General features: G+C 75.0%; 18 protein-coding genes. 7 read left to right on the top strand and 11 right to left on the bottom strand.

Going from position 1 to position 18,615, the window contains the following annotated elements:
• Nucleotides 1–53: 53 nt before the first annotated feature.
• The 5 genes from BM064_RS16825 to BM064_RS16805 form a co-directional block, all read right to left on the bottom strand.
• Complete coding sequence (locus tag BM064_RS16825) at nucleotides 54–1,448, bottom strand: aldehyde dehydrogenase family protein (RefSeq protein WP_245779192.1); 1,395 nt, start codon at nucleotides 1,446–1,448, stop codon at nucleotides 54–56.
• Between the two features lie 40 nt (nucleotides 1,449–1,488).
• The gene (locus BM064_RS16820) at nucleotides 1,489–3,144 is read right to left on the bottom strand and encodes an acetolactate synthase large subunit (RefSeq protein WP_092861391.1); all 1,656 of its coding nucleotides are present in this window, start codon (nucleotides 3,142–3,144) and stop codon (nucleotides 1,489–1,491) included.
• Nucleotides 3,145–3,336: 192 nt separating this feature from the next.
• A complete protein-coding gene (locus BM064_RS16815) occupies nucleotides 3,337–3,663 on the bottom strand; it encodes an antibiotic biosynthesis monooxygenase family protein (RefSeq protein WP_092861389.1) in 327 nt (108 codons plus the stop codon).
• Nucleotides 3,664–3,811: 148 nt separating this feature from the next.
• Nucleotides 3,812–4,795, bottom strand: a complete 984-nt coding sequence (locus tag BM064_RS16810) for a zinc-dependent alcohol dehydrogenase family protein (RefSeq protein ID WP_092861387.1) — start codon at nucleotides 4,793–4,795, stop codon at nucleotides 3,812–3,814.
• A gap of 308 nt (nucleotides 4,796–5,103) precedes the next feature.
• Complete coding sequence (locus BM064_RS16805; RefSeq protein ID WP_092861385.1) at nucleotides 5,104–5,862, bottom strand: SDR family oxidoreductase; 759 nt, start codon at nucleotides 5,860–5,862, stop codon at nucleotides 5,104–5,106.
• A 99-nt stretch (nucleotides 5,863–5,961) separates the two neighbouring features.
• Here BM064_RS16805 and BM064_RS16800 point away from each other — a divergent pair, with 99 nt between their 5' ends.
• The 4 genes from BM064_RS16800 (at nucleotide 5,962) to BM064_RS16785 (ending at nucleotide 9,550) form a co-directional block, all read left to right on the top strand.
• The gene (locus BM064_RS16800) at nucleotides 5,962–6,894 is read left to right on the top strand and encodes an AraC family transcriptional regulator (protein ID WP_092861383.1); all 933 of its coding nucleotides are present in this window, start codon (nucleotides 5,962–5,964) and stop codon (nucleotides 6,892–6,894) included.
• A 335-nt stretch (nucleotides 6,895–7,229) separates the two neighbouring features.
• Nucleotides 7,230–8,168 (top strand): helix-turn-helix domain-containing protein, encoded by a 939-nt coding sequence (locus BM064_RS16795; RefSeq protein ID WP_092861381.1) that lies wholly within the window; start codon nucleotides 7,230–7,232, stop codon nucleotides 8,166–8,168.
• A 330-nt stretch (nucleotides 8,169–8,498) separates the two neighbouring features.
• Complete coding sequence (locus BM064_RS16790; protein WP_143103359.1) at nucleotides 8,499–8,885, top strand: hypothetical protein; 387 nt, start codon at nucleotides 8,499–8,501, stop codon at nucleotides 8,883–8,885.
• A complete protein-coding gene (locus tag BM064_RS16785; protein ID WP_092861377.1) occupies nucleotides 8,882–9,550 on the top strand; it encodes a phosphoribosyltransferase in 669 nt (222 codons plus the stop codon). Before BM064_RS16790 ends, BM064_RS16785 begins: the two co-directional genes overlap by 4 nt.
• A gap of 33 nt (nucleotides 9,551–9,583) precedes the next feature.
• On the opposite strand, the gene BM064_RS16780 is transcribed toward BM064_RS16785, so the two are convergent.
• Nucleotides 9,584–10,639 (bottom strand): hypothetical protein, encoded by a 1,056-nt coding sequence (locus tag BM064_RS16780; protein WP_092861375.1) that lies wholly within the window; start codon nucleotides 10,637–10,639, stop codon nucleotides 9,584–9,586.
• 10 nt (nucleotides 10,640–10,649) lie between these two features.
• Nucleotides 10,650–11,075, bottom strand: a complete 426-nt coding sequence (locus BM064_RS16775) for a DUF2267 domain-containing protein (RefSeq protein ID WP_092861373.1) — start codon at nucleotides 11,073–11,075, stop codon at nucleotides 10,650–10,652.
• Between the two features lie 442 nt (nucleotides 11,076–11,517).
• Between BM064_RS16775 and BM064_RS16770 the strand changes: the two genes are divergently transcribed.
• A complete protein-coding gene (locus BM064_RS16770) occupies nucleotides 11,518–11,937 on the top strand; it encodes a CBS domain-containing protein (protein ID WP_092861371.1) in 420 nt (139 codons plus the stop codon).
• Between the two features lie 12 nt (nucleotides 11,938–11,949).
• On the top strand, nucleotides 11,950–12,501 hold the full coding sequence (locus BM064_RS16765; protein WP_092861369.1) for an HPF/RaiA family ribosome-associated protein: 552 nt from the start codon (nucleotides 11,950–11,952) through the stop codon (nucleotides 12,499–12,501).
• Between the two features lie 372 nt (nucleotides 12,502–12,873).
• Here BM064_RS16765 and BM064_RS16760 read toward each other — a convergent pair whose 3' ends face one another.
• Nucleotides 12,874–13,344, bottom strand: a complete 471-nt coding sequence (locus tag BM064_RS16760; RefSeq protein WP_092861367.1) for a phasin family protein — start codon at nucleotides 13,342–13,344, stop codon at nucleotides 12,874–12,876.
• Between the two features lie 448 nt (nucleotides 13,345–13,792).
• Between BM064_RS16760 and BM064_RS16755 the strand changes: the two genes are divergently transcribed.
• The gene (locus tag BM064_RS16755) at nucleotides 13,793–14,440 is read left to right on the top strand and encodes a BON domain-containing protein (RefSeq protein WP_092861365.1); all 648 of its coding nucleotides are present in this window, start codon (nucleotides 13,793–13,795) and stop codon (nucleotides 14,438–14,440) included.
• 438 nt (nucleotides 14,441–14,878) lie between these two features.
• Here the strand turns inward: BM064_RS16755 and BM064_RS16750 are convergent, their stop codons facing one another.
• The 3 genes from BM064_RS16750 to BM064_RS16740 form a co-directional block, all read right to left on the bottom strand.
• On the bottom strand, nucleotides 14,879–15,967 hold the full coding sequence (locus tag BM064_RS16750) for a hypothetical protein (RefSeq protein WP_092861363.1): 1,089 nt from the start codon (nucleotides 15,965–15,967) through the stop codon (nucleotides 14,879–14,881).
• Nucleotides 15,960–17,585, bottom strand: a complete 1,626-nt coding sequence (groL, locus tag BM064_RS16745; protein WP_092861361.1) for a chaperonin GroEL — start codon at nucleotides 17,583–17,585, stop codon at nucleotides 15,960–15,962. Before groL ends, BM064_RS16750 begins: the two co-directional genes overlap by 8 nt.
• 108 nt (nucleotides 17,586–17,693) lie before the next feature.
• Nucleotides 17,694–18,347 carry a cytochrome b/b6 domain-containing protein gene (locus tag BM064_RS16740; protein WP_092861359.1) on the bottom strand — a complete coding sequence of 218 codons (654 nt, stop codon included), beginning with the start codon at nucleotides 18,345–18,347 and terminating at the stop codon, nucleotides 17,694–17,696.
• Nucleotides 18,348–18,615: the final 268 nt, after the last annotated feature.

The raw sequence follows: 18,615 nt of genomic DNA, 5'->3' as shown, positions 1-18,615 counted from the left end.
ATGGCGGTTCTCTCTCGGGCTGGGATATGCCGCCTCGGGCGGCGGGAGACCCCTCAGCGCTTGCGCATGAGGATCATCTTCTCCTGCGTCATGTCGCGCATGGTGAAGGGGATGCCGCCGGTCCCGTAGCCGGACTCCCGGCGGCCGGCGAAGGGCATCCAGTCGACCCGGAAGGCGGTCGGGTCGTTGATCATCACCGCCGAGGCGTCCAGCCGGTCGGCCGCGCGCATGGCGACGCCGATGTCCCGCGCGAAGACGCTCGCCTGGAAGGCCGTCGGCAGGGCGTTGGCGCGGCGGACGGCGTCGTCGAGGTCGTCGTGACGCCAGACCGCCACCGCCGGGCCGAAGACCTCCAGCCGGGAGAGCTTCGCCTCGGGCGCGGGGTCCAGCAGCACCGCGGGGCGCAGGGTCGTCTCCGACAGCCGCTCGCCCCCGGTCGCCAGCACCGCCCCGCCCGAGGTCGCCTCGGCGATCCAGTCCTCGACCCGGTCGGCCTCGCGCGGCTGGATCAGCGGCCCGACCTCGGTCTCGGCCTGCGTCGGATCGCCGGTGCGCAGGGCCTCGACCCGGGCGACCAGGCGCTGGGTGAAGTCGTCGGCGATGTCCCGGTGGACGTAGATCCGCTGCGTCGACACGCAGACCTGGCCGGCGTGGTAGTAGCCGCCCTTCACGATCGGCTCGATAACCTCGTCCAGGTCGGCGCTGCGGTCGACGATGGCCGGCGCCACGCCGCCATGCTCCAGCGCCGAGCGGGTTCCGGGCGCGAGCTTCGCGTGCAGGCCCCAGCCGACCCGGGCCGAGCCGATGAAGCTGAGGAACGCCACCCGGGCGTCGGTCGCCAGCGCCTCGGCCAGCGCGATCTCCCGGGGGAGGAAGCTCTGGCACCAGGGCTCGGGCAGGCCCGCCTCATGGACCATCGCCACGAAATCGAGGCACGACAGCGGCGTCGCGCTCGCCGGCTTCACGATCACCGGGCAGCCGGTGGCGATGGCCGGCGCGACCTGGTGGACGATCAGGTTCAGCGGGTGGTTGAAGGCCGAGATCGCCGCGACCACGCCGATGGGCTCGCGCGTGGTGAAGGCCCAGCGGTCCTCGGAGGCCGCCGAGAGGCCCATCGGGATCTCCCGCCCGCCGAAGTCGCGCAGCGCCTCGGCGGCGTTGCGCACGCCGTCGATGGCGCGGTCGGTCTCGACCAACGCGTCGGGAAGGGGCTTGCCCCCCTCCCGCGCGATCTGCAGGGCCAAGTGGTCGCGCCGCCCCTCCATCAGGCCCGCCAGCCGGCGCAGGACCGCGACCCGCTGGTGGGGCTTCAGCCAGCCGTCGCGGTCCGCGAAGACGCGCACGGCAAGCTGCAGCTTGCGTTCGAGGGCGGCGGCGTCGTCGGTCGCGACCTCCGCGATCTTCGCGCGGTCGTAGGCCTGCACGACGCTGAGCATGGTCGGTGTCATCGCGGGTCCGGGCTCCGGTGTCTGGGGGGGACGGGCCGGATCATGAGCATTCCACGTCCGGCTTGCGGTTGCGCAGTTCGTCGACCAGCACCCGGGTGTTCTCCGAGTAGTCGACGGGAACCTCGACCAGGTGCACGCCGCCGCCGGCGAAGGCGGCCTCGAGCGTGGGCGCGAGGTCCTCGACCGCGCTCACCCGCGATCCCTTCGCGCCGTAGGCTTCGGCGTAGCGCACGAAATCGGGGTTGCCGAAGGTCATCCCGAAATCGGGGAAGTCGTCCACCGACTGCTTCCAGCGGATCATCCCGTAGGCGCCGTCGTTGAGGACCACCACCACGAGGTTCAGCCCCAGGCGCACCGCCGTCTCCAGCTCCTGCGAGTTCATCATGAACCCGCCGTCGCCGCACACGGCCATCACCCGGCGCCCGGGATGCAGCATCGCCGCCGCCATCGCCGAGGGCAGCCCCGCCCCCATCGTCGCCAGCGCGTTGTCGAGCAGCAGCGTGTTGGCGACATGGGTGCGGTAGTTGCGGGCGAACCAGATCTTGTACATGCCGTTGTCGAGGCAGACGATTCCGTCGTCGGGCATCGCCTTGCGCACGTCGTGGACGACGCGCTGGGGCGTCGGCGGGAAGCGATCCTCCCCGGCGCGGTCGTTGATCCGCTCGAGGATCCTGCGGCGCAGCGCCGGCATCCCCTCGTCCGGCTTCAGCCGGCCCTCGAGCCGCTCCGCCAGCCCCTCGACCGTGGCGCCGATGTCGCCGATCACCTCGAGGTCGGGGTGGTAGACCTGCTCGACGGTGGCGGGCTCGTAGCCGATGTGGACGACCTTCGGTCCGCCCCGGCTCTTCATCAGGAACGGGGGCTTCTCGATGGTGTCGTGGCCGATGGCGACGATCAGGTCGGCGCGTTCGACGGCTTCGTGGACGTAGTCCCCCTCCGACAGCGCGGCGGTCCCCACGTAGAGGTCCGAGCCGCAGTCGACGGCGCCCTTGCCCATCTGGGTGTTGAAGAACGGCAGCCGGGTGCGGGCGATGAAGCCCGAGAGCGGCTCGACCAGCGCAGGCCGGTTGCCCGCCGCGCCGATCATCACCAGCGGCCGCCGGGCGGCGAGGATCGTCTCGGCCGCCCCGTCGAGCGCCGCGGCGCCGGCGAGCGGACGGTTCAGCGGATGGCGCGGCACGAGGGCCGCGTCCTCGGCGTCCGCGCCCGCCACGTCCTCGGGCAGTTCCAGGTGGACAGGCCCCGGTCGTTCGCCTGCGGCGACGCGGAAGGCGTCGCGCACCGTGGTGGGGATGGCGGCCGGGCTCAGGATCTGGCGCGTCATCTTGGTCAGGGGCTTCATCGAGGCGACGATGTCGACGATCTGGAACCGCGCCTGCTTGGCGCTCATCACCGGCTTCTGCCCGGTGACGAGGATCATCGGCATGGCGCCCAGATGGGCGTAGGCCGCCCCGGTCGCGAGGTTCAGCGCCCCCGGGCCGAGCGTGGCGAGGCAGACGCCCGGCTGGCCGGTCAGCCGCCCGTGCGTCGCCGCCATGAAGGCGGCCGCCTGCTCGTGACGGGTCAGGACCAGCTCGATGCGCGAGGTGCGCAGCGACTCCACGATGTCGAGGTTCTCCTCGCCGGGGACGCCGAAGACGCGCTCGACCCCCTCGTTCTCCAGCGCGGCGACGAATAGATCCGAGCCTTTGGGCATGCGTTCAGTCCCCTTCTCGAAGTCCAGGACGACGGTCAGGCCGGAGGATCACGACGCCCCACGGCCGGGCCCTGGCCGCGCCGAAGGACGGGACGACGGTTGCGGTCCCCGCGGACCGCGCCCGAGACAAGGGCGCGGCGACGACCTCGGCCGGAGGGCCGGGCGGCGCCTGTCCTGCGTCGGACCCCGTCGTCATTCTGAAGAACCGGCGGCGATGCAGGCCGGCGCGGCGTCACCGGCTTCGATGTGCGCCACGCCGATCTCGCCTTCATATAGGCCCTCGAGCGCGGCGAGGAACCGATCGTGGCCCTCGCTCGGCTCGAAGCCGTCGACATGGTCGGCGTGGCTGCGCCAGGCGACGATCAGGCTCGCCGTGTCCGGCGCCTCGACGCCCCGGCCGACGACGTGGCCGCGGTAGCCTTCCGCCGTGCGCAGGAACTGCGCCGCGGTCACCATCGCCTCGAAGAAGGCGGCGGCCTTGCCCGGCGCCAGGCGGAAATGCGCGATCTCGATCACCATCGGGAAGGTCCTTGGTTCTGCGCCGCGGGCCTCGGGGCCCGGGCGGCGGGATCCCCCGTGCCGGGAGGATCCCGCCCGAGGTCGTGGGCGACCCCGCGCGCCGGTCTTCGCCCTGCGGGCGGCCCGCAGGGCGAAGACCGCCGGCCGGTCAGGTCCGGCCGGACGCGGCCTCGTCGACGAGGGAGATCCCCACCTTGCCGCGCAGGCCGTTGCGCGGGCGTTCCAGCAGGGCGTGGGCGTCGGCGATGCCGTCGAGCGGGAAGACCTTCCCGATATGCGGCTGGAGCTGGCCGCGGGCGATCAGCGCCGCGAGCTCGTCCAGCTTGCCGCGGTTCTGGCGGGTGAAGACGAAATGATAGCTGGCGTTGCGGCCCCAGGCCTCGATCAGGTTCTGCGGCGTGGCGATGTCGACGATGGAGACGATCCGGCCGAGCTGGGCGAGCACATGCGCGCTGCGCTCGAGCGTGTCGCCGCCGATGGTGTCGAGCACGACGTTCACGCCGGCCCCGCCGGTCTCGCGGTTCACCACCTCGACGTAATCCTCGGTGCGATAGTCGATCACCACGTCGGCCCCGAGGCCGCGCACGAAGTCGGCGTCGTCGGCCGAGGCCGTGGCGAAGACATAGGCGCCCGTCGCCTTGGCCGCCTGGACGGCGATGTGCCCCACGCCGCCGGCGGCGCCGTGGACGAGGATGGATTCGCCCAGCCGCAGCCCGGCCCGGGTGAACAGCGCCTCCCAGACCGTGCCGCCGACGAGCGTGAGGCTGGCCGCCTCCAGATGCGTCAGCCCCTCCGGCTTGCGGCCGACGATGGCCTCGCTCGCGACGTGGTATTCGGCGTAGCTGCCGGGCCCGCCGAAGATCTGCGGCGTGTACCACACCGCATCGCCGGGCTTGAACGCGCTCACGCCCGAGCCGACGGCCTCGACCACGCCCGAGACGTCGTGCCCGGTGATCGCGGGCAGCGGCACCAGATCGGCGTAGTCGCCGCGGCGCACCTGGTAGTCGAGCGGGTTGATCGAGGTCGCATGGACCCGGACCAGCACCTCGCCGGCGCCGGCCACGGGCGTGTCGATCTCGATCGGCGCGAAGGCGTCGGGGCCTCCGAAGCGGGGAAGGCTGATGGCTTTCATCGTATGTCTCCGGGTCCAGACGAACCGGCCCCGCGTGGGTGCGGACCGTCGTCCGCCCGGGGCGCTCGGGCCCCGGGCCTGTGCATCGGCATCGTCCGTCCGGCGCATCGGTCGTGCGCCGGAGGTCCGATCGCGGTGCATGGAACCTAGCGACGGCCTCGTCCGTCCGCGGCGCGGCGGTTGCGCGGCCTGAACCGTTCTTGCGGCTCAGTCCCACAGCGGACGGGGGCGGCCCCGTCCGCTGGGGGGCGCGCGCCGCCGACGGTCCCCGGGCTCCCGCCGCCCCCGGCGGGAGCGGCGGAGACGGATCACGCGACGGGCAGGCCGGCTTCGCGGAACCAGGTCCTCGCATCCGCGCCGGCGGGGGTCTTCATCGGCGCGTCGGGGTCGTCGACCGCCCGCCAGACCGCCGCGGCCACGTCCTCGGGCGTCGTCAGCTCGGTCGCGGCGCGCAGCCCGCCGAGATAGCTCTTCACGAAGGCGTCGTAGGGCTCGGGGATATCCATCCCCATCCGGGCGACGGCGTTCCTGCCGAAGGACGTGGTCGGGGCGGAGCCGGGCAGCACCAGCCGCACCCGCACGCCGAACAGCGCCGCCTCCAGCGCGAAGCTCTCGGTGAAGGCGTCGAGCGCGGCCTTGCTGGCGCTGTAGGCCGACAGGGCCGGCAGCGGCCTGACCGTGACGCTGGAACCCACGTTGACGATCACGCCGCCGCCGCGCGCGCGGAACTGCGGCATCACGGCCTTGGTCATGGCGATGGGGCCGAGGGTGTTGGTCTCGAACACCTCGCGCATGGTCTCCATCGTCGCGCCTTCCAGCACGTTCAGCAGGCCGACGCCGGCGTTGTTGACCAGCGCATCGAGGGGGCCGGCCGCCTCCACCGCGGCGGCGATGCTGCGCGGGTCGGTGACGTCCAGCGGCAGGACGGTCAGCCGCTCGCCCGCGGGCAGCAGATCCTCGCGCGGGCTGCGCATGGTGGCGACCACCTCCCACCCCTCGTCCAGAAAGCGCTGCGCGATGGCGAGGCCGAAGCCGGTCGAGCAGCCGGTGACAAGCGCCTTGGGCATCGTGTCGTTCTCCTGTTGATGCGGAGACCCGGAGATGGGCGGCGCGGCCCGGACGATCCATCGCTGGAAGTCCGGATGTTTTCAGCGTACGTCCGGATCATGAGCGATCCCCTCGCAGATGTCGTGCGCCTGCTGACGCCCGCCCCCTCGATCTCCAAGCGGGTGACGGCCGCCGGCCGCTGGATCGTGGAGCGGCGCGAGCTGGGCCGCCCGTTCTATTGCGCCATGGTCGAGGGCGCCTGCCGGCTGACCGTGGCGGGCCGCGCCCCGATCCGGCTGGAGGCGGGGGATTTCGTGCTCGTGCCGGAGGCCTTCGCCTTCGCCTGCACCAGCCTCGAGCCGCCGGGCCCGGGCGCGCCGCGGAGGCCGCTGGAGCTCGCCCCCGGGGTCGTCCGACTGGGCGACGCCGGGGCGCCGGCGGACGTGGTCATGCTGGTCGGGCACTGCGACTTCGCCTCGCCCGACCGGGCGCTTCTGGTCTCCCTGCTGCCCGAGGTGGTCCATGCCCGCGGCGCGGAGCGGCTGACCGCGCTCGTGCGTCTGATCGACGACGAGACCCGCAGCGACCGCGCCGCCCGGGGGATGGTGCTCGCCCGCCTGCTCGAGGTGCTGCTGATCGACGCGCTGCGCTCGGCCGGCGGAACCGGGGCGACGCCGGGGCTCATGCGCGGGCTGGCGGACCCTCGGCTGGGCGCCGCCCTGCGGCGGATCCATGCGCATCCCGCGCATCCCCACACGGTGGCCGAGCTCGCCGCCGCCGCCGCCCTGTCGCGCACCACCTTCCACGAGCGCTTCCGCCGCGAGGTCGGCGCCGCGCCGATGGAATACGTCGCCCGCTGGCGGATCTCGCTGGCCAAGGAGATGCTGGCCCGCCGCGCGGCCCCCATCGCCGAGGTGGCGCAGCGGGTCGGCTACGGCTCGACCAGCGCCTTCAGCATGGCCTTCGCCCGCCACGTCGGCGCGCCGCCCGGCGTCTTCGCCGCCCGGACCGCCGGGCCGCCCGGCGCCGGCGTCCAGCCGCCCGCCGCCTGAGCATCGCGCGCGACGCCCGACGGCGTCGAAACCGGGCCCTGCGCCCGCCCTCGGGGAAAGCCCCATCCTCGCGGGCGCGAACCCGCGACCGGCCCGGAGACGGGGCGCCCCGGGGCGCGCCAAGCCGCGATCCGCTCGTGACCGGACTTGCGGCGAGGGCGCCGATCTTGCGGTTGGATCCCTCCGTCCCGGGCGATTCACGGCGCGCGCCCCCCGGGGGGCTTGCGTTCCGCGCGCAGACGCAGCAGCGCTGAAAGCGCGCCGCGGCGGCGCCGATGCAGCCGGCGAGGATCCGTCCGACAGGCTCCCCTCGCCATTCGACGGGAGCGTGGACCATGACACCGCCCGCCTACTCTTCATCCTCCGACTGGTACTGCGCGGGCCGGCAGGCCTCCTACCTGCGGGCGCGGAAATCCCCGGGCGGCGTGCTCGACCTCATGGAGGTGTCGCGGCCGGCGGGGGACATGTCCCGCCCGGGGCTTCCCGACATCGTGCTCTACCAGGACCTGCTGGGCGGAAGCCGCGTGCGCGGCGACCTCGGGGGCGGGCATTTCGACCTCACCGGGACCAAGGGCGACTTCTGCCTCGCGGCGCCCAACTTCGCCACCACCGCCGTGATGGACGAGAGCCACCGGCTCCGCAGCCTGGTGTTCCCGATGGCGCAGTGGGAAAGCGTACTCGACGAAGCCGCCGACGGCCGGTTCTCCTTCGACAGCTCCTGCGTCTACGGGCGGATGTTCGACTCGCCCGTCATCCGCTCGGCGTTCCGCAACCTGTGGGTGCTGAGCGAGGACGAGGGCGCGCCCTCGCGCCTGCTGGCGCGGGCGGCGGGCTGCGAGATCCTGGCCGAGCTCTGCCGCCTGGGCGGCGCGCCCTTCGCGCCGGTGCGGGGCGGCCTCGCGCGCTGGGCCGAGCAGCGGTGCATCGAGCTGATGCACGCCCGGATCGCCGAGGACATCAGCCTCGACGAGCTGGCCGCCGAGGCGCGTCTCTCGCCCTTCCATTTCGCCCGCATGTTCAAGCGGAGCCTGGGCGTGCCGCCCCGGGTCTACCTGACCCGTCTGCGGATGGAGAAGGCCTGCCGGCTGCTGGAGCGGACCGACCTCCCGATCACCGAGATCGCGCTGGAGGTCGGATACTCGTCCAACCAGGTGCTCGCCCGGGTGTTCCACAAGCACATGCGCATGAGCCCGTCCGAGTACCGGCTGGCGACGCGCGATCCCTCCCGTCCGGGGAGCGCGCCTGAGCGCCCGGCGGGGCAGGAGCGGCCCTGACCCGTCCCGCCCGCGCCTCCGGCCCGGCCGTCCTCGCCGATCCGCGCGCGCATCGGCGCCGTCGTCCGCAGACCGGATCCGGGCGGGCGGGGGGCCTGTTCGCGGCGGTCCGTTCCGGACGCGGACCCCGCCGGATCGATCGTCGCGGATGAAGGACGGGCGCGGGGCCGCGATCGCCTTCCGCGCCGAACGGGCGGGACCGAGATCGCCGTCCTGCCGACGGGGGTCCATCCCCCGCGGAAGCTGGCGCGGCCACCAGGCCCGCGGCGGTTCGCCGGCCCATTCGCGGGCGCGGCGAAGGTCGGCGCTCCCGCAGGGGGCGAGCCATGGTTGACGCAGCGCAATGACCGGCCTCGGCGCAGGCGCGATGATCGTCGGGCCGGTCTCGCGGGCCGGCGGAGGCAGGCGGCGCAGGGCGTCATGAGACGCGGCGTCGTCGACAAGGGAGGAGCCGCCATGACTCGCCGCCCAGAAGATCCCCGCATCCGCCCGGCCGTGGGGCGGCTGGGGCCCTGCCCGGAATGCGCCGTCGCCGCGCTCGCGGACCTGGGGCTCGAGGACGCGGAGATCGGACGTTATTTCCAGGCGCCGCGCAGCGTGATCGCGCGCCTGCGCGGCGGCGCGGGGCGGGCGCCGGCGGACGCGTGCGCGCAGCCGTGCGCGGCCGGGCTCGCCGCGCGCGACGCGGGAGCCGGCCGCCGGGCGACGGCGCGATGATCTTCGCGGACCGGGCCCAGGCCGGCGCCCGGCTGCTGGCCCGGCTGCCGCGCCTCGACCCGGAGCGTACGGTCGTGCTGGCGCTGCCCCGCGGCGGCGTGCCGGTGGCGGCGGTGATCGCCGAGGGGCTGGGCGCCCCGCTCGACGTCGTGCTGGTGCGCAAGATCGGCCTGCCCGGCCATGCGGAGCTCGCCGTCGGGGCCGTCTGCGACGGGCCCGCCCCGCAACTGGTGGTGAACGAGGCCATCGCCCGTTCGGCCGGTCTCGACCGGGCCGCCGTCGAGGCGCTGGCCCACGACCCTCTCGTCGAGATCGAGCGCCGCCGGCTGATCTATCGCGCCGGCCGCCCGGCGCTGCCGCTGGCCGGGCGCAGCGTGGTGCTGGTCGACGACGGCGTCGCCACCGGCGCCACGATGCACGCCGCGCTGAAGGCGGTGCGCGCCGCCGCGCCGGCGCGGGTGATCCTCGCGGTTCCCGTCGCCGCCCCCGATGCGCTGGAGGCGCTGGCCCCCGAGGTCGACGAGGCGGTCTGCCTGACGGCCCCCGAGGATTTTCGCGCCGTGGGCATGCACTACGACGACTTCACGCAGGTTTCGGACCGGGTGGTGACGGCGCTGCTGGCGCGGTTCGCGCCGCCGCGTTCGCGCCATCTCGAAGTCGATTAGCGCCGCGGCGGCCGGCGTCCCCCCTCGCCGGGCTCAGTCCGGCGCCTGGTCGACCAGGGCCGCGGCGAGCGTCAGGGCGCGGCGCGCCTGGGCGGGCCATTTCTCGGGCGTGCGCACCCGGGCGTCGCGCAGGTGGTCGATCGCCAGGCGCGCCCGCGTCAGGCAGCGGTTCACCCCGTAGATCGCCAGCAGCCGGGGCGAGGGCGCAGGCGCCCCCGCCCGCGCCAGCCGGGCCAGCAGCACCGCCCGGATCCAGCCGTGGCCGGCCGCCTGGCAGTCGAGGCCCAGCGCCTCGAACTCGTCGTAGGGGTCCACCCAGCGCAGGCCGTGATCGAACTCCACCCGGTCGAAGATCACCGGCGGGTCGAGCAGGCAGACATGCTCGGCGCGCAGGTCGCCATGGCCCTCGACGATCAGGCCCTCCGCCCCGCGCCGCAGGATCTCGGCGCGGCGGTCGTCGAGCCCGGCCAACGCGAAACCGGTCAGGTCCGCGCGCAGGGCGCCGCCCAGCACGCCCTCCATCTCCGGCAGGCGGGCGGCGTTCGCCTGGGCCTCTCGCAGCAGGCGGTTGAGGCGCGCGGGGCCGGCGTCGAGCGGCGGGGGGCGGCTGGCGTAGAAGTCGAGCATCACGTCGCAGACCGCCTCGATCGCCTCGCAGGGCGGCGGCGGGCCGTCCGCCAGGCGGCGGTCCAGCATCGCCTCGGCCGGCAGGCGCGCCATCTCGATCACCCAGTCGACCGTGCGTCCCGGCGCGCCCAGCGCCAGGCTGCCGTCCTTGCGCCGCACCAGCGGCGCCAGGCCGAGATAGACGTCCGGCCCCGCCAGCTCGCGGTTCAGGCGCAGTTCCTCGCGGCAAAGCCGCTCCCGCTCGGCCAGGCTGCGCAGGTCGACATGCCGCAGCCGCACCGGCTTCTTCAGCTTCCAGGCCCGGTCGAGGGTCAGCACCACCCAGGATGCATGGGTTTCGATGCAGGTCGGAGGCGGCTGGTCGGGCCAGGGGCCGCCGCGCAGGAGGAAGGCCGACGGCGCCTCCGCGGCCGCGGAGGCCGCCGCGCAGCCGGTCGCGGGAACGGGATGCGGGACCGACATGGCGCCCGCCCTATGCCCAGATCTCTTGGATCGGGCGGCGCAGCGAATGTCGGACGTGCTCGATCTCGCCCTTCGAGATGCGCCTCTGGAGCAGGTCGAAGACCGCGCCGATGCAGTTCTCGACGTCGTCGGGAGGATCGCCGGCGAAGGCGGCCGAGACCCGCTCCAGCAGGTCGGCCTTGCTCCGCCGCTTGACCGGCGTGGCGGACGGGCGCCACCCCTCGCAGTAGATACCGCGCATCAGCACCGGCAGTTGAGCGGCGAGGTCGGCCGCCTCGTCCGCCGTCATGAAGTCGCGCAGCGCGTGAAGCGTGGCGCGCAGCAGCACGTAGGCCCGGCCCTTGTCCGACCAGAACAGGTCGTCCGACAGCTCGTTGAGCCACTCCGCCGCCACCTGGGGGGCGTGATCGAGACTGGTGATTCCGGTGAAGGACATCGCTTGGCTCCCGCTGACGGTTCCAACCCGACGAAGCCTCGGCCAGATGCGGGGCGCGGGCATTGACCGCCGTCACCGCCGGCCCGCGGCGACGACGACCGCCCTCGACGCCGGCCGCGCCCGCCCCGGCGAGGACGGGCCATGCGGTCGTTCGCCCGGCATGGATCCGAGACCCTGAGCCGCCGCGTCGCCGCCGCGCGGGCGCATGCCCCTGGCGACCCACGGCCCGGCGACGCCCGGCGGCATGGCGGCGCTGGGGCGGACCCGGCGCGCGCCTCGCTTGCGCGGATCGACCCGGCCGCGCCCTGCGTCGTCATGCTCGGCGGCCCGGGTGCGCGAAGCTGCGCGGGGTCGGCCGCCCCTGCCCGATGACGCCCGTCAATGCCCGCCGCGCCCGCGCGCCGCAGGCTGGCGGCCGAAGGTCTGGCACAGGGAGGCAGCCATGGACGTTTCGAAAGCGATGCACGCGCACGCGGACTGGGTGAGCGAGGACACCCCCGTCAGCGAGATCGCGCGGATGATGAAGACCGACGACATCGGCGCGGTGCCCGTCGGCAAGGACGACCGCCTGGTGGGCATGATCACCGACCGCGACATCGCCGTGCGCGTGGTCGCCGCCGGCCGCGACCCCGCCCGCACCCGCGCCGAGGAGATCATGACCCGCGGCGTCGTCTACTGCCGCACCACCGAGTCGGTCGAGGACGCCATCCACCTGATGACCCAGCGCGGCATCCGGCGCCTGCCGGTGATCGACGAGCGCAAGCGCCTGGTGGGGATGCTCAGCCTCGGCGACGTCGCCCATGCCGTGGGCCGCGACCTGTCGGGCGAACTGCTGCACGGCGTCGCAGATCACCACCGCTGAGGACCCGAGACCATGCAGACCCATCCCGTGATCGCCTGGCGCAACCTGGACGCCTCTCCGGCCGTGCAGGCGCTGATCGACCGGCGCATCGCCGCGCTGGAGCGGATCTCCGACCGCATCGTCGGCTGCGAACTGACGCTCGAGGCGGCGCAGCATCGTCGCCGCCATGGCAATGAGGTGAAGGTGCGCCTGACCCTGCGCATGCCGGGCCCCGACCTGACCTTCGAACGCGAGGTCGCCCACGGCGACCTGCAGGAGGACGTGATCCTGGCCGTCGACCAGGCCTTCGGGGCGGCCGAGACCCGGCTCAAGAAGCGCCGGCAGGTGATGGGGCGGGTCGAGGTGAAGGACCATCCGTCCGTGCACCATGGCGAGGTGATGGTGCTGGCGCGGGAGTTGGACCACGGCTTCATCCGCTCGGACGACGGCCGCGAGGTCTATTTCGAGCGCGAGGACCTCTCTCCGCAGGACTGGGAGCGCCTGACCGAGGGCGCCCGCCTGCGCTTCCGGATCCGCGACCACGACGCGGGCCCCTACGCCGCGGCCGTCACGATCGTCGACTGAGCCGCCCGGGACGCGCCCCCGCGCAAGGGCCCGAGCCTGCGCCGCGCGCGGGCCGGACCCGTCCGCCTGCGCTCGACCGCGAGGGGAGAAGGGCGGCGCGAGAGGCCCGGCGGCGAAGGGGGGGAGCGGGCCGGATCCTGGCGCGGATCCGGTCCGCCGGGCCGTAGGCGCCGCAGGAAGCGTGGGGAGCTTCCTGCGGTCTCTCCCCGGCCCTGCCCGGCTGCGCGCGCCCGCCCTTGGGGGGAGGGACAGGGCGGCGTCTGCCCGGGGTCCTCGGGACCGTCGTTGAGGGGGGCGTTCCCGGCTGCGGCCGCGCGCCGGTCATCTCCGCGCCCCGTCCTGTCCGGTCGGCGCCGGTCCGGCGCTCGCCGTTCAGTTCGCCGACGCGTCGGCGCGGGCGGCCGCCCCGGCGGCCTTGCCGGCCGAATGCCGGGCGGCCGCGTCGGTCGCCGATCCGGCGACGGTCTGGGCGTCGTCGAACTGGTGCTGCACGTCCGCCGCCGCGTCCCGGGCGCCGTCGAGCCACTGGCTCATGAGGCGCTGGGTCTCCTCGGCGTATTCCTGCTGCGCGGTCTGCAGGAAGGCGTTCCAGACGCCGGCGATGTCCGCCGGCCCGTCGGCCGCCGCCAGATCGGACATCAGCGTCCGGTCGCGGTCCAGCCGGTGGCTGACGAAGGCCAGATACTCCTGGCCCATCCGCACCATGCGATCGAACCCGTGCGCCTGCGTGTCGGAGCCATTGCGCACGAGCAGCGACTGGAAGCGGAACGCCGCGCTGGGGTCGAAGGCGGATGCAAGGGGGCCGTCCGGGCGCGCGGGTTTCGACGCTGTGCTCCGTCTCATGTTGGCTCTCCATAGCTGGGGAAGGGGGAAGGCCCGACTCTGCGCCCGACGCGGTCCGGGCGCATTGACGGGGGTCATCGCCCCGCGGCGCGCCCCGCGGCCCCGATCCGCGCGGCGGTGACGCCCGTCAACGCGCACGCCGGCGGTTCGTGGTTCGCTGGCCTTGCGGCCCCCCTGCAGGGTCGCGCGAACCGGAGGCGTCCCTCATGGACCCCAAATCGAAGCCCAAACCTGCCAAGCCGGCCGCCAAGCCCGCGCCGGCGCCCGCGACGAAGCCGGCCCCGGCCCCGACGCGCCCGGGTGGAGGCAAGCCGACGAGCAAGTGAGCCTGCCGTCCGCCGCGCGCGCCGCCGCGCGGCGGACGGCGCTTCGCCGGCCGGGCTCCGGCCTGCGCCGGCGGCAAGGGGGAGCGCGCTTCCGCATCCCCTCATAGCGAGAGGAGACGACCATGGACGACAAGGTGCTGCGGCAGGACATCATCGAGGAGCTGGACTTCGAACCCAGCCTCGACTCCGCCGGGATCGGCGTGGCGGTGGACGACGGCGTCGTGACGCTGACCGGCCACGTGCCCACCTACGCCGAGAAGGTGACCGCGCTGGAGACGGTCGAGACCGTGAAGGGCGTGCGCGCCATCGCCGACGAGATCGAGGTCCGTCCCCTGGGCGTGCACATGCAGGCCGACGACGAGATCGCCAAGCGCGTCGCCAACACCCTGCGCTGGACCACCTCGGTCCCCCACGAGCGGATCCGCATCACCGTCAAGGATGGGCGGGTCACCCTGGAGGGCGAGGTCGAGCAGCGCTGGCAGGCCGAGGCGGCGGTGGCCGCGATCCGCCGGCTGGGCGGCCTGATCGGCATCAACGACCATGTGAAGGTGCGGCCCTCGGTGAAGGCCGACGACGTCGCCGACCAGATCCGCAAGGCCTTCCACCGCGACGCAGAGCTCGACGCCGCCTCGATCCGAGTCGAGGTGCAGGGCGGCACGGTCACGCTGGAGGGCAAGGTGCGCTTCCTGGGCGAGCGGCGCAGCGCCGAGCGCGCCGCCTGGGCCGCCCCCGGCGTCGCCCGCGTGGTCGACCACCTCGTCGTCGCCTGATCCCGCCCGGCCGCGACGCCCGGTCTCTGGGGAGCCGGCGCGCGCGGCCCCTCCCCGACCCGGCGCCGACGCCCGGGTCCGCCGCGCCCGCCTCCGACGGGCGCACGGAGACCGCGGCCGCAGTGGCGAGGGCTCGCCGGCCGCCGGCCCGCGGATCCGGAGGCGGCGCGCCGATGGACGGGAGGACAGGCGGGCAGGGGCGGATCGGTCGAGCGCGACGGATCCGACCCCGGCGGCCGCCCCCCAGGGGCGGCCGCCACAGGCGAGGACCCCGCCCCCTGCATCTCCCCCCCCCCTGCATCTCCCCCCCCCTGCATCTCCCCCCGAAGCCTGCTCCTCCGCCCGACATCCGCGCCGCCTGCGCCCGTTCCGGGCGCGCGGCGGCGGCGCGAGGGGTCCCCTCGCCGGTCCGCGCGTCCTGCGGCGGGAGGCGGGGCGTCAGCCGTCGTCGCGCGCCGGGCCGTCCTGCGGCGTCGGCGGAGCAGGCAGGCGGCGGCAGTCGTCCTCGCGGCCGCGCACCACCCGCCGGCCCGCGAGGTCGCCGCGCCGTTCGGTGACCACGGTGCGACGGCCCTCGGGGCCGCCGCCGGGGCCGTCGGGCTCATGGAAATAGATCGCCACCCAGTCGCCCGTCCGTCCCAGCTCATGCGCGCGGGCGGTGTTGGAGTGCAGCGCCGTGAACTCCCAGCCGTCGCGCCGCGCGTGCAGGATCGGCAGCCAGGCCTCGCCGGTGGGATTGAAGCGCCGCGGCGCGATGCGGGGCAGCTCGCCCGCCGCCGCCCTCCGGCGATACTCGGCGTCGATCTCCAGCAGCAGCGCGGCCGAGGGCTCCCGCAGGGGGAGGCCCGCCGGCGGGCCATGCCCCGCGCGGGCGCCGGCGGTGCGGCGCAGGGGCGCCAGGCGCGCGCCCAGCGCGGCCAGGATCGCCGCCCGGCGGCGCGGCCCGACGCCTTCGACCTGCGTCTCGCCCAGGCGCAGGGCCGTCTCCAGCTCCTCGAGCGTGTCGACCTCCAGCGCGTCGGCCAGCCGGTGGGCCAGTTGCGGGCCGACGCCGGGCAGGGTGGCGAACAGGGCCTCGGGCGTCAGCTCTCCCTGCAGGCGTTCGAGGCGGCGCCAGCGGCCGGTGGTCAGCATCTCGGCCACCGCCGCGGCGATGCCGCGGCCGATGGCGGGCAGATCCTCCAGCGCCTCGGGGCCGCCGCGGCGGAACAGGTCGGCCAGCGGCGGGTCGCCGCGCGCCAGCCGCGCCTCCACCTCCGCGGCGGCGGCGCGGAAGGCGCGGGCCCGGAAGCCGCCCTCCCCCTGGCGGTCGAGCAGCTCGGCCAGGTCCCGCAGCCGCGCGGCGACGCCGGCGTCGGTCGCGCCGTCCGGCGCCCGCCAGGCCCCCTCCCCGGAACCGACGTCGCTCGCGCGCCCCCCGGGTTCCGTGCCGCCTGCCGCGGGGCGGCGGGCCGGATCGGGCGCGGGCGTGGGCGAGGCGCGCGGCCCGGACGGCGGCGCGTCGGCGGGGCGGCCGCGCTCAGACATAGGCGTCCATCCCGCCCGGGGCGGGTTTTTCGGCCGGCTCGGGGACCTCGGCCATGGTCGCCTCGGTCAGCAGCAGCGTGCCGGCGACCGAGACGGCGTTCTCCAGCGCCACGCGCACCACCTTGGTCGCGTCGATGATCCCCGCCTCCAGCAGGTCGACATAGACGCCGCGGGCGGCGTCGAGCCCCCAGGCGCCGGCGCCCTTGCGCATCTCGGCCAGCGCCACGCCCCCGTCGATCGAGGAGTTCTCGGCGATCTGGCGGGCCGGGGCGGCCATGGCGCGGGCGAGGCACAGGACCCCGGTGCGCCGGTCCCCCTCCAGCCCCGCGGCGAGTTTCTCGACCGCGTCCATCGCCCGCACCAGCGCCAGGCCGCCGCCGGGGACCACCCCCTCCTCGGCCGCGGCGCGGGTGGCCGAGATCGCGTCGTCCAGCGCCTCCTTGCGGAACTTCAGCTCGGCCTCGGTGGCGGCGCCGGCGCGGATCACCGCCACCCCGCCCGAGAGCTTGGCCAGCCGCTCGCGCAGCTTCTCGCGGTCGTAGTCGCTGTCGGTCGTCTCGATCTGGCGGCGGATCTGGGCGAGGCGGGCGTCGATCTCCGCCCGCGCGCCGGCGCCGCCGACGATGGTCGTCGTCTCCCGCCCCACCTGGACCGAGGCGGCCCGGCCCAGCTGGTCCAGCGTCAGCTTCTCGACGTCGAGCCCGAGGTCCGGCGAGACCACCCGGCAGCCGGTCAGCACGCCGATGTCGTCGAGCATCGCCCGCCGGCGATCCCCGAAGCCCGGCGCCTTCACCGCCACCACCTTCAGCGATCCGCGCAGCCGGTTGACCACCAGCGTCGCCAGCGCCTCCTCGTCGAGGTCCTCGGCCACGATCAGCAGCGGCCGGTCGGCCTGGATCACCGCCTCGAGCAGATGCGTCAGCGGCCGCAGGCCGGAGATCTTCTTCTCGTGCAGCAGGATCGCGGGCTGGTCGAGCCGGGCCAGCAGCCCCTCGGGCTCGGTCACGAAATAGGGGGAGATCCAGCCGCGGTCGAACTGCATCCCCTCGACCACCTCCAGCACCGTCTCGGCCGAGCGCGAATCCTCGACCGTGATCGCGCCGGCCTCGCCGACCTTCTCCATCGCCTCGGCGACCATGGCGCCGACCGCCTCGTCGCCATGGGCCGAGATCGTGGCGACCTGCCGCCGCTCGGTCGACGAGGCGACGGGGCGCGACAGGGCCTTGAGCGCGGCGACGGCGGCGGCGCGGCCGTCCTCGAAGCCGCGGCGCAGCTCCACGGCCGAGGCGCCGGCGGCGACGTTGCGCAGCCCCTCGGCGAACAGCGCCCCGGCCAGGATCGTGGCGGTCGAGGTGCCGTCGCCCACCGCGTCCCCGGTGCGCTCGGCGGCCTGGCGCAGGACCTGGGCGCCCATGTCCTCCTCCGGCTCCTTGAGGCGGAACTCGCGGGCGATGGTGACCCCGTCGTCGCACACGATCGGGGGGCCGAAGCTTTTCTGGATCAGCACCGAGCGGGAGCGGGGGCCCAGCGTCACCCGGATCGCGTCGGTCAGCGCCTGGGCGCCCTTCAAGAGCTTCTCGCGCGCGTCCCCGTGGAACAGGAGCTTCTTCCAGGCCATGGCGTCGCCTCCGACGGTTGCAGGGGGAAAAGCGTCCGCCCGCGGCGGGCCGGGCGCATTGACGGCCGTCACGGCGGCGCGGGGGTGGGGGGCGCGGGGGCGCGGCGGTCAGTCTCCGCCGCCGGTGATCATGTCCCGCGCCAGGTTGCGGCCCGACAGCCGGCTCTCGAGCGCCACGCCGCCCACATGCAGGAGGGCGAGCAGCAGGAGCAGGTTCGCGGCGGCCTCGTGCACCTCCTCGAGCGCGCCCTCCTCCCCGTCGTCCTCCTCCTCCTCGTCTTCGTGGGCGTCGCGCTCCGCCTGCCCCGCGTCGTCGTCGTCGAGGCCGAGGAGCGAGCGGGCCGGCTCCGCCTCCACCATGCGCGGGGCGAGGGGGGAGCCCGTCATCGCGACGCCGGTGGCGATCACCACGGCCAGCGTGGCCCAGAGCGCGTAGACCATCAGCGCGCCCAGCGGGTTGTGGGAGCGATGCGGGCGCCGCGGCCGGCCGGAGAACAGGCCCGCGGCATGCTCCCGGGCCGCCGACAGGCTGGGCGGGAAGGCGGCGAAGCGGGCGCTTTCCGATCCCACCAGCCCCCAGACGAGCCGCAGCGCCAGCAGCGCGCCGGCGGCGTAGCCGATCCAGATGTGGGCGAGGCCGCCGTCGGTCAGGATCAGCCCGTCGACCACCACCGCCGCGGCGATCGACCAGTGGACGATGCGGACCAGAAGGTCCCAGCGGGGGCCGACGGGGGCGGCCTCGGACTGCGGGGTCTGGTTCATCGGGGCTCCTCCGGCTCGCCCGCCGTCTCGAGGCCGGCGCCAGGTCGGCCGCGCCGGCGCGAACGGGAGCGATGCGGCCCGGCCTCTCCGCCGCCGGCCGGGATCCCGGCCGGCGGGGGCCCGTCGGGCGGCCTGCCGAGGGGGCGCGCGCGGTCCGGAGCGAGGCCGCGGCGCGCGGCGGCGACGGCTGTCGGCTCGGGCCGGGCCGCGGGCGCCTCCGCCCGGCCGTTCCGCATGCCGCGGAGCCGCTCCACAAGGCGGGAGCGGC

The sequence above is a fragment of the Albimonas pacifica genome, from assembly GCF_900113695.1.
GTDB lineage: Bacteria > Pseudomonadota > Alphaproteobacteria > Rhodobacterales > Rhodobacteraceae > Albimonas > Albimonas pacifica.
The sequence above is the reverse complement of the archived record's forward strand: the minus strand, read 5'-3'. Positions and strand labels throughout refer to the sequence as shown.

Bases quoted from the DNA above. Each gene is read 5' to 3' on its own strand.
- BM064_RS16810 (WP_092861387.1), bottom strand. From the start codon at position 4,795: ATGAAAGCCATCAGCCTTCCCCGCTTCGGAGGCCCCGACGCCTTCGCG.
- BM064_RS16800 (WP_092861383.1), top strand. From the start codon at position 5,962: ATGAGCGATCCCCTCGCAGATGTCGTGCGCCTGCTGACGCCCGCCCCC.
- BM064_RS16815 (WP_092861389.1), bottom strand. From the start codon at position 3,663: ATGGTGATCGAGATCGCGCATTTCCGCCTGGCGCCGGGCAAGGCCGCC.
- BM064_RS16785 (WP_092861377.1), top strand. From the start codon at position 8,882: ATGATCTTCGCGGACCGGGCCCAGGCCGGCGCCCGGCTGCTGGCCCGG.
- BM064_RS16805 (WP_092861385.1), bottom strand. From the start codon at position 5,862: ATGCCCAAGGCGCTTGTCACCGGCTGCTCGACCGGCTTCGGCCTCGCC.
- BM064_RS16750 (WP_092861363.1), bottom strand. From the start codon at position 15,967: ATGTCTGAGCGCGGCCGCCCCGCCGACGCGCCGCCGTCCGGGCCGCGC.
- BM064_RS16825 (WP_245779192.1), bottom strand. From the start codon at position 1,448: ATGACACCGACCATGCTCAGCGTCGTGCAGGCCTACGACCGCGCGAAG.
- BM064_RS16770 (WP_092861371.1), top strand. From the start codon at position 11,518: ATGGACGTTTCGAAAGCGATGCACGCGCACGCGGACTGGGTGAGCGAG.
- BM064_RS16740 (WP_092861359.1), bottom strand. From the start codon at position 18,347: ATGAACCAGACCCCGCAGTCCGAGGCCGCCCCCGTCGGCCCCCGCTGG.
- groL (WP_092861361.1), bottom strand. From the start codon at position 17,585: ATGGCCTGGAAGAAGCTCCTGTTCCACGGGGACGCGCGCGAGAAGCTC.
- BM064_RS16780 (WP_092861375.1), bottom strand. From the start codon at position 10,639: ATGTCGGTCCCGCATCCCGTTCCCGCGACCGGCTGCGCGGCGGCCTCC.
- BM064_RS16760 (WP_092861367.1), bottom strand. From the start codon at position 13,344: ATGAGACGGAGCACAGCGTCGAAACCCGCGCGCCCGGACGGCCCCCTT.
- BM064_RS16775 (WP_092861373.1), bottom strand. From the start codon at position 11,075: ATGTCCTTCACCGGAATCACCAGTCTCGATCACGCCCCCCAGGTGGCG.
- BM064_RS16755 (WP_092861365.1), top strand. From the start codon at position 13,793: ATGGACGACAAGGTGCTGCGGCAGGACATCATCGAGGAGCTGGACTTC.
- BM064_RS16765 (WP_092861369.1), top strand. From the start codon at position 11,950: ATGCAGACCCATCCCGTGATCGCCTGGCGCAACCTGGACGCCTCTCCG.
- BM064_RS16820 (WP_092861391.1), bottom strand. From the start codon at position 3,144: ATGCCCAAAGGCTCGGATCTATTCGTCGCCGCGCTGGAGAACGAGGGG.
- BM064_RS16795 (WP_092861381.1), top strand. From the start codon at position 7,230: ATGACACCGCCCGCCTACTCTTCATCCTCCGACTGGTACTGCGCGGGC.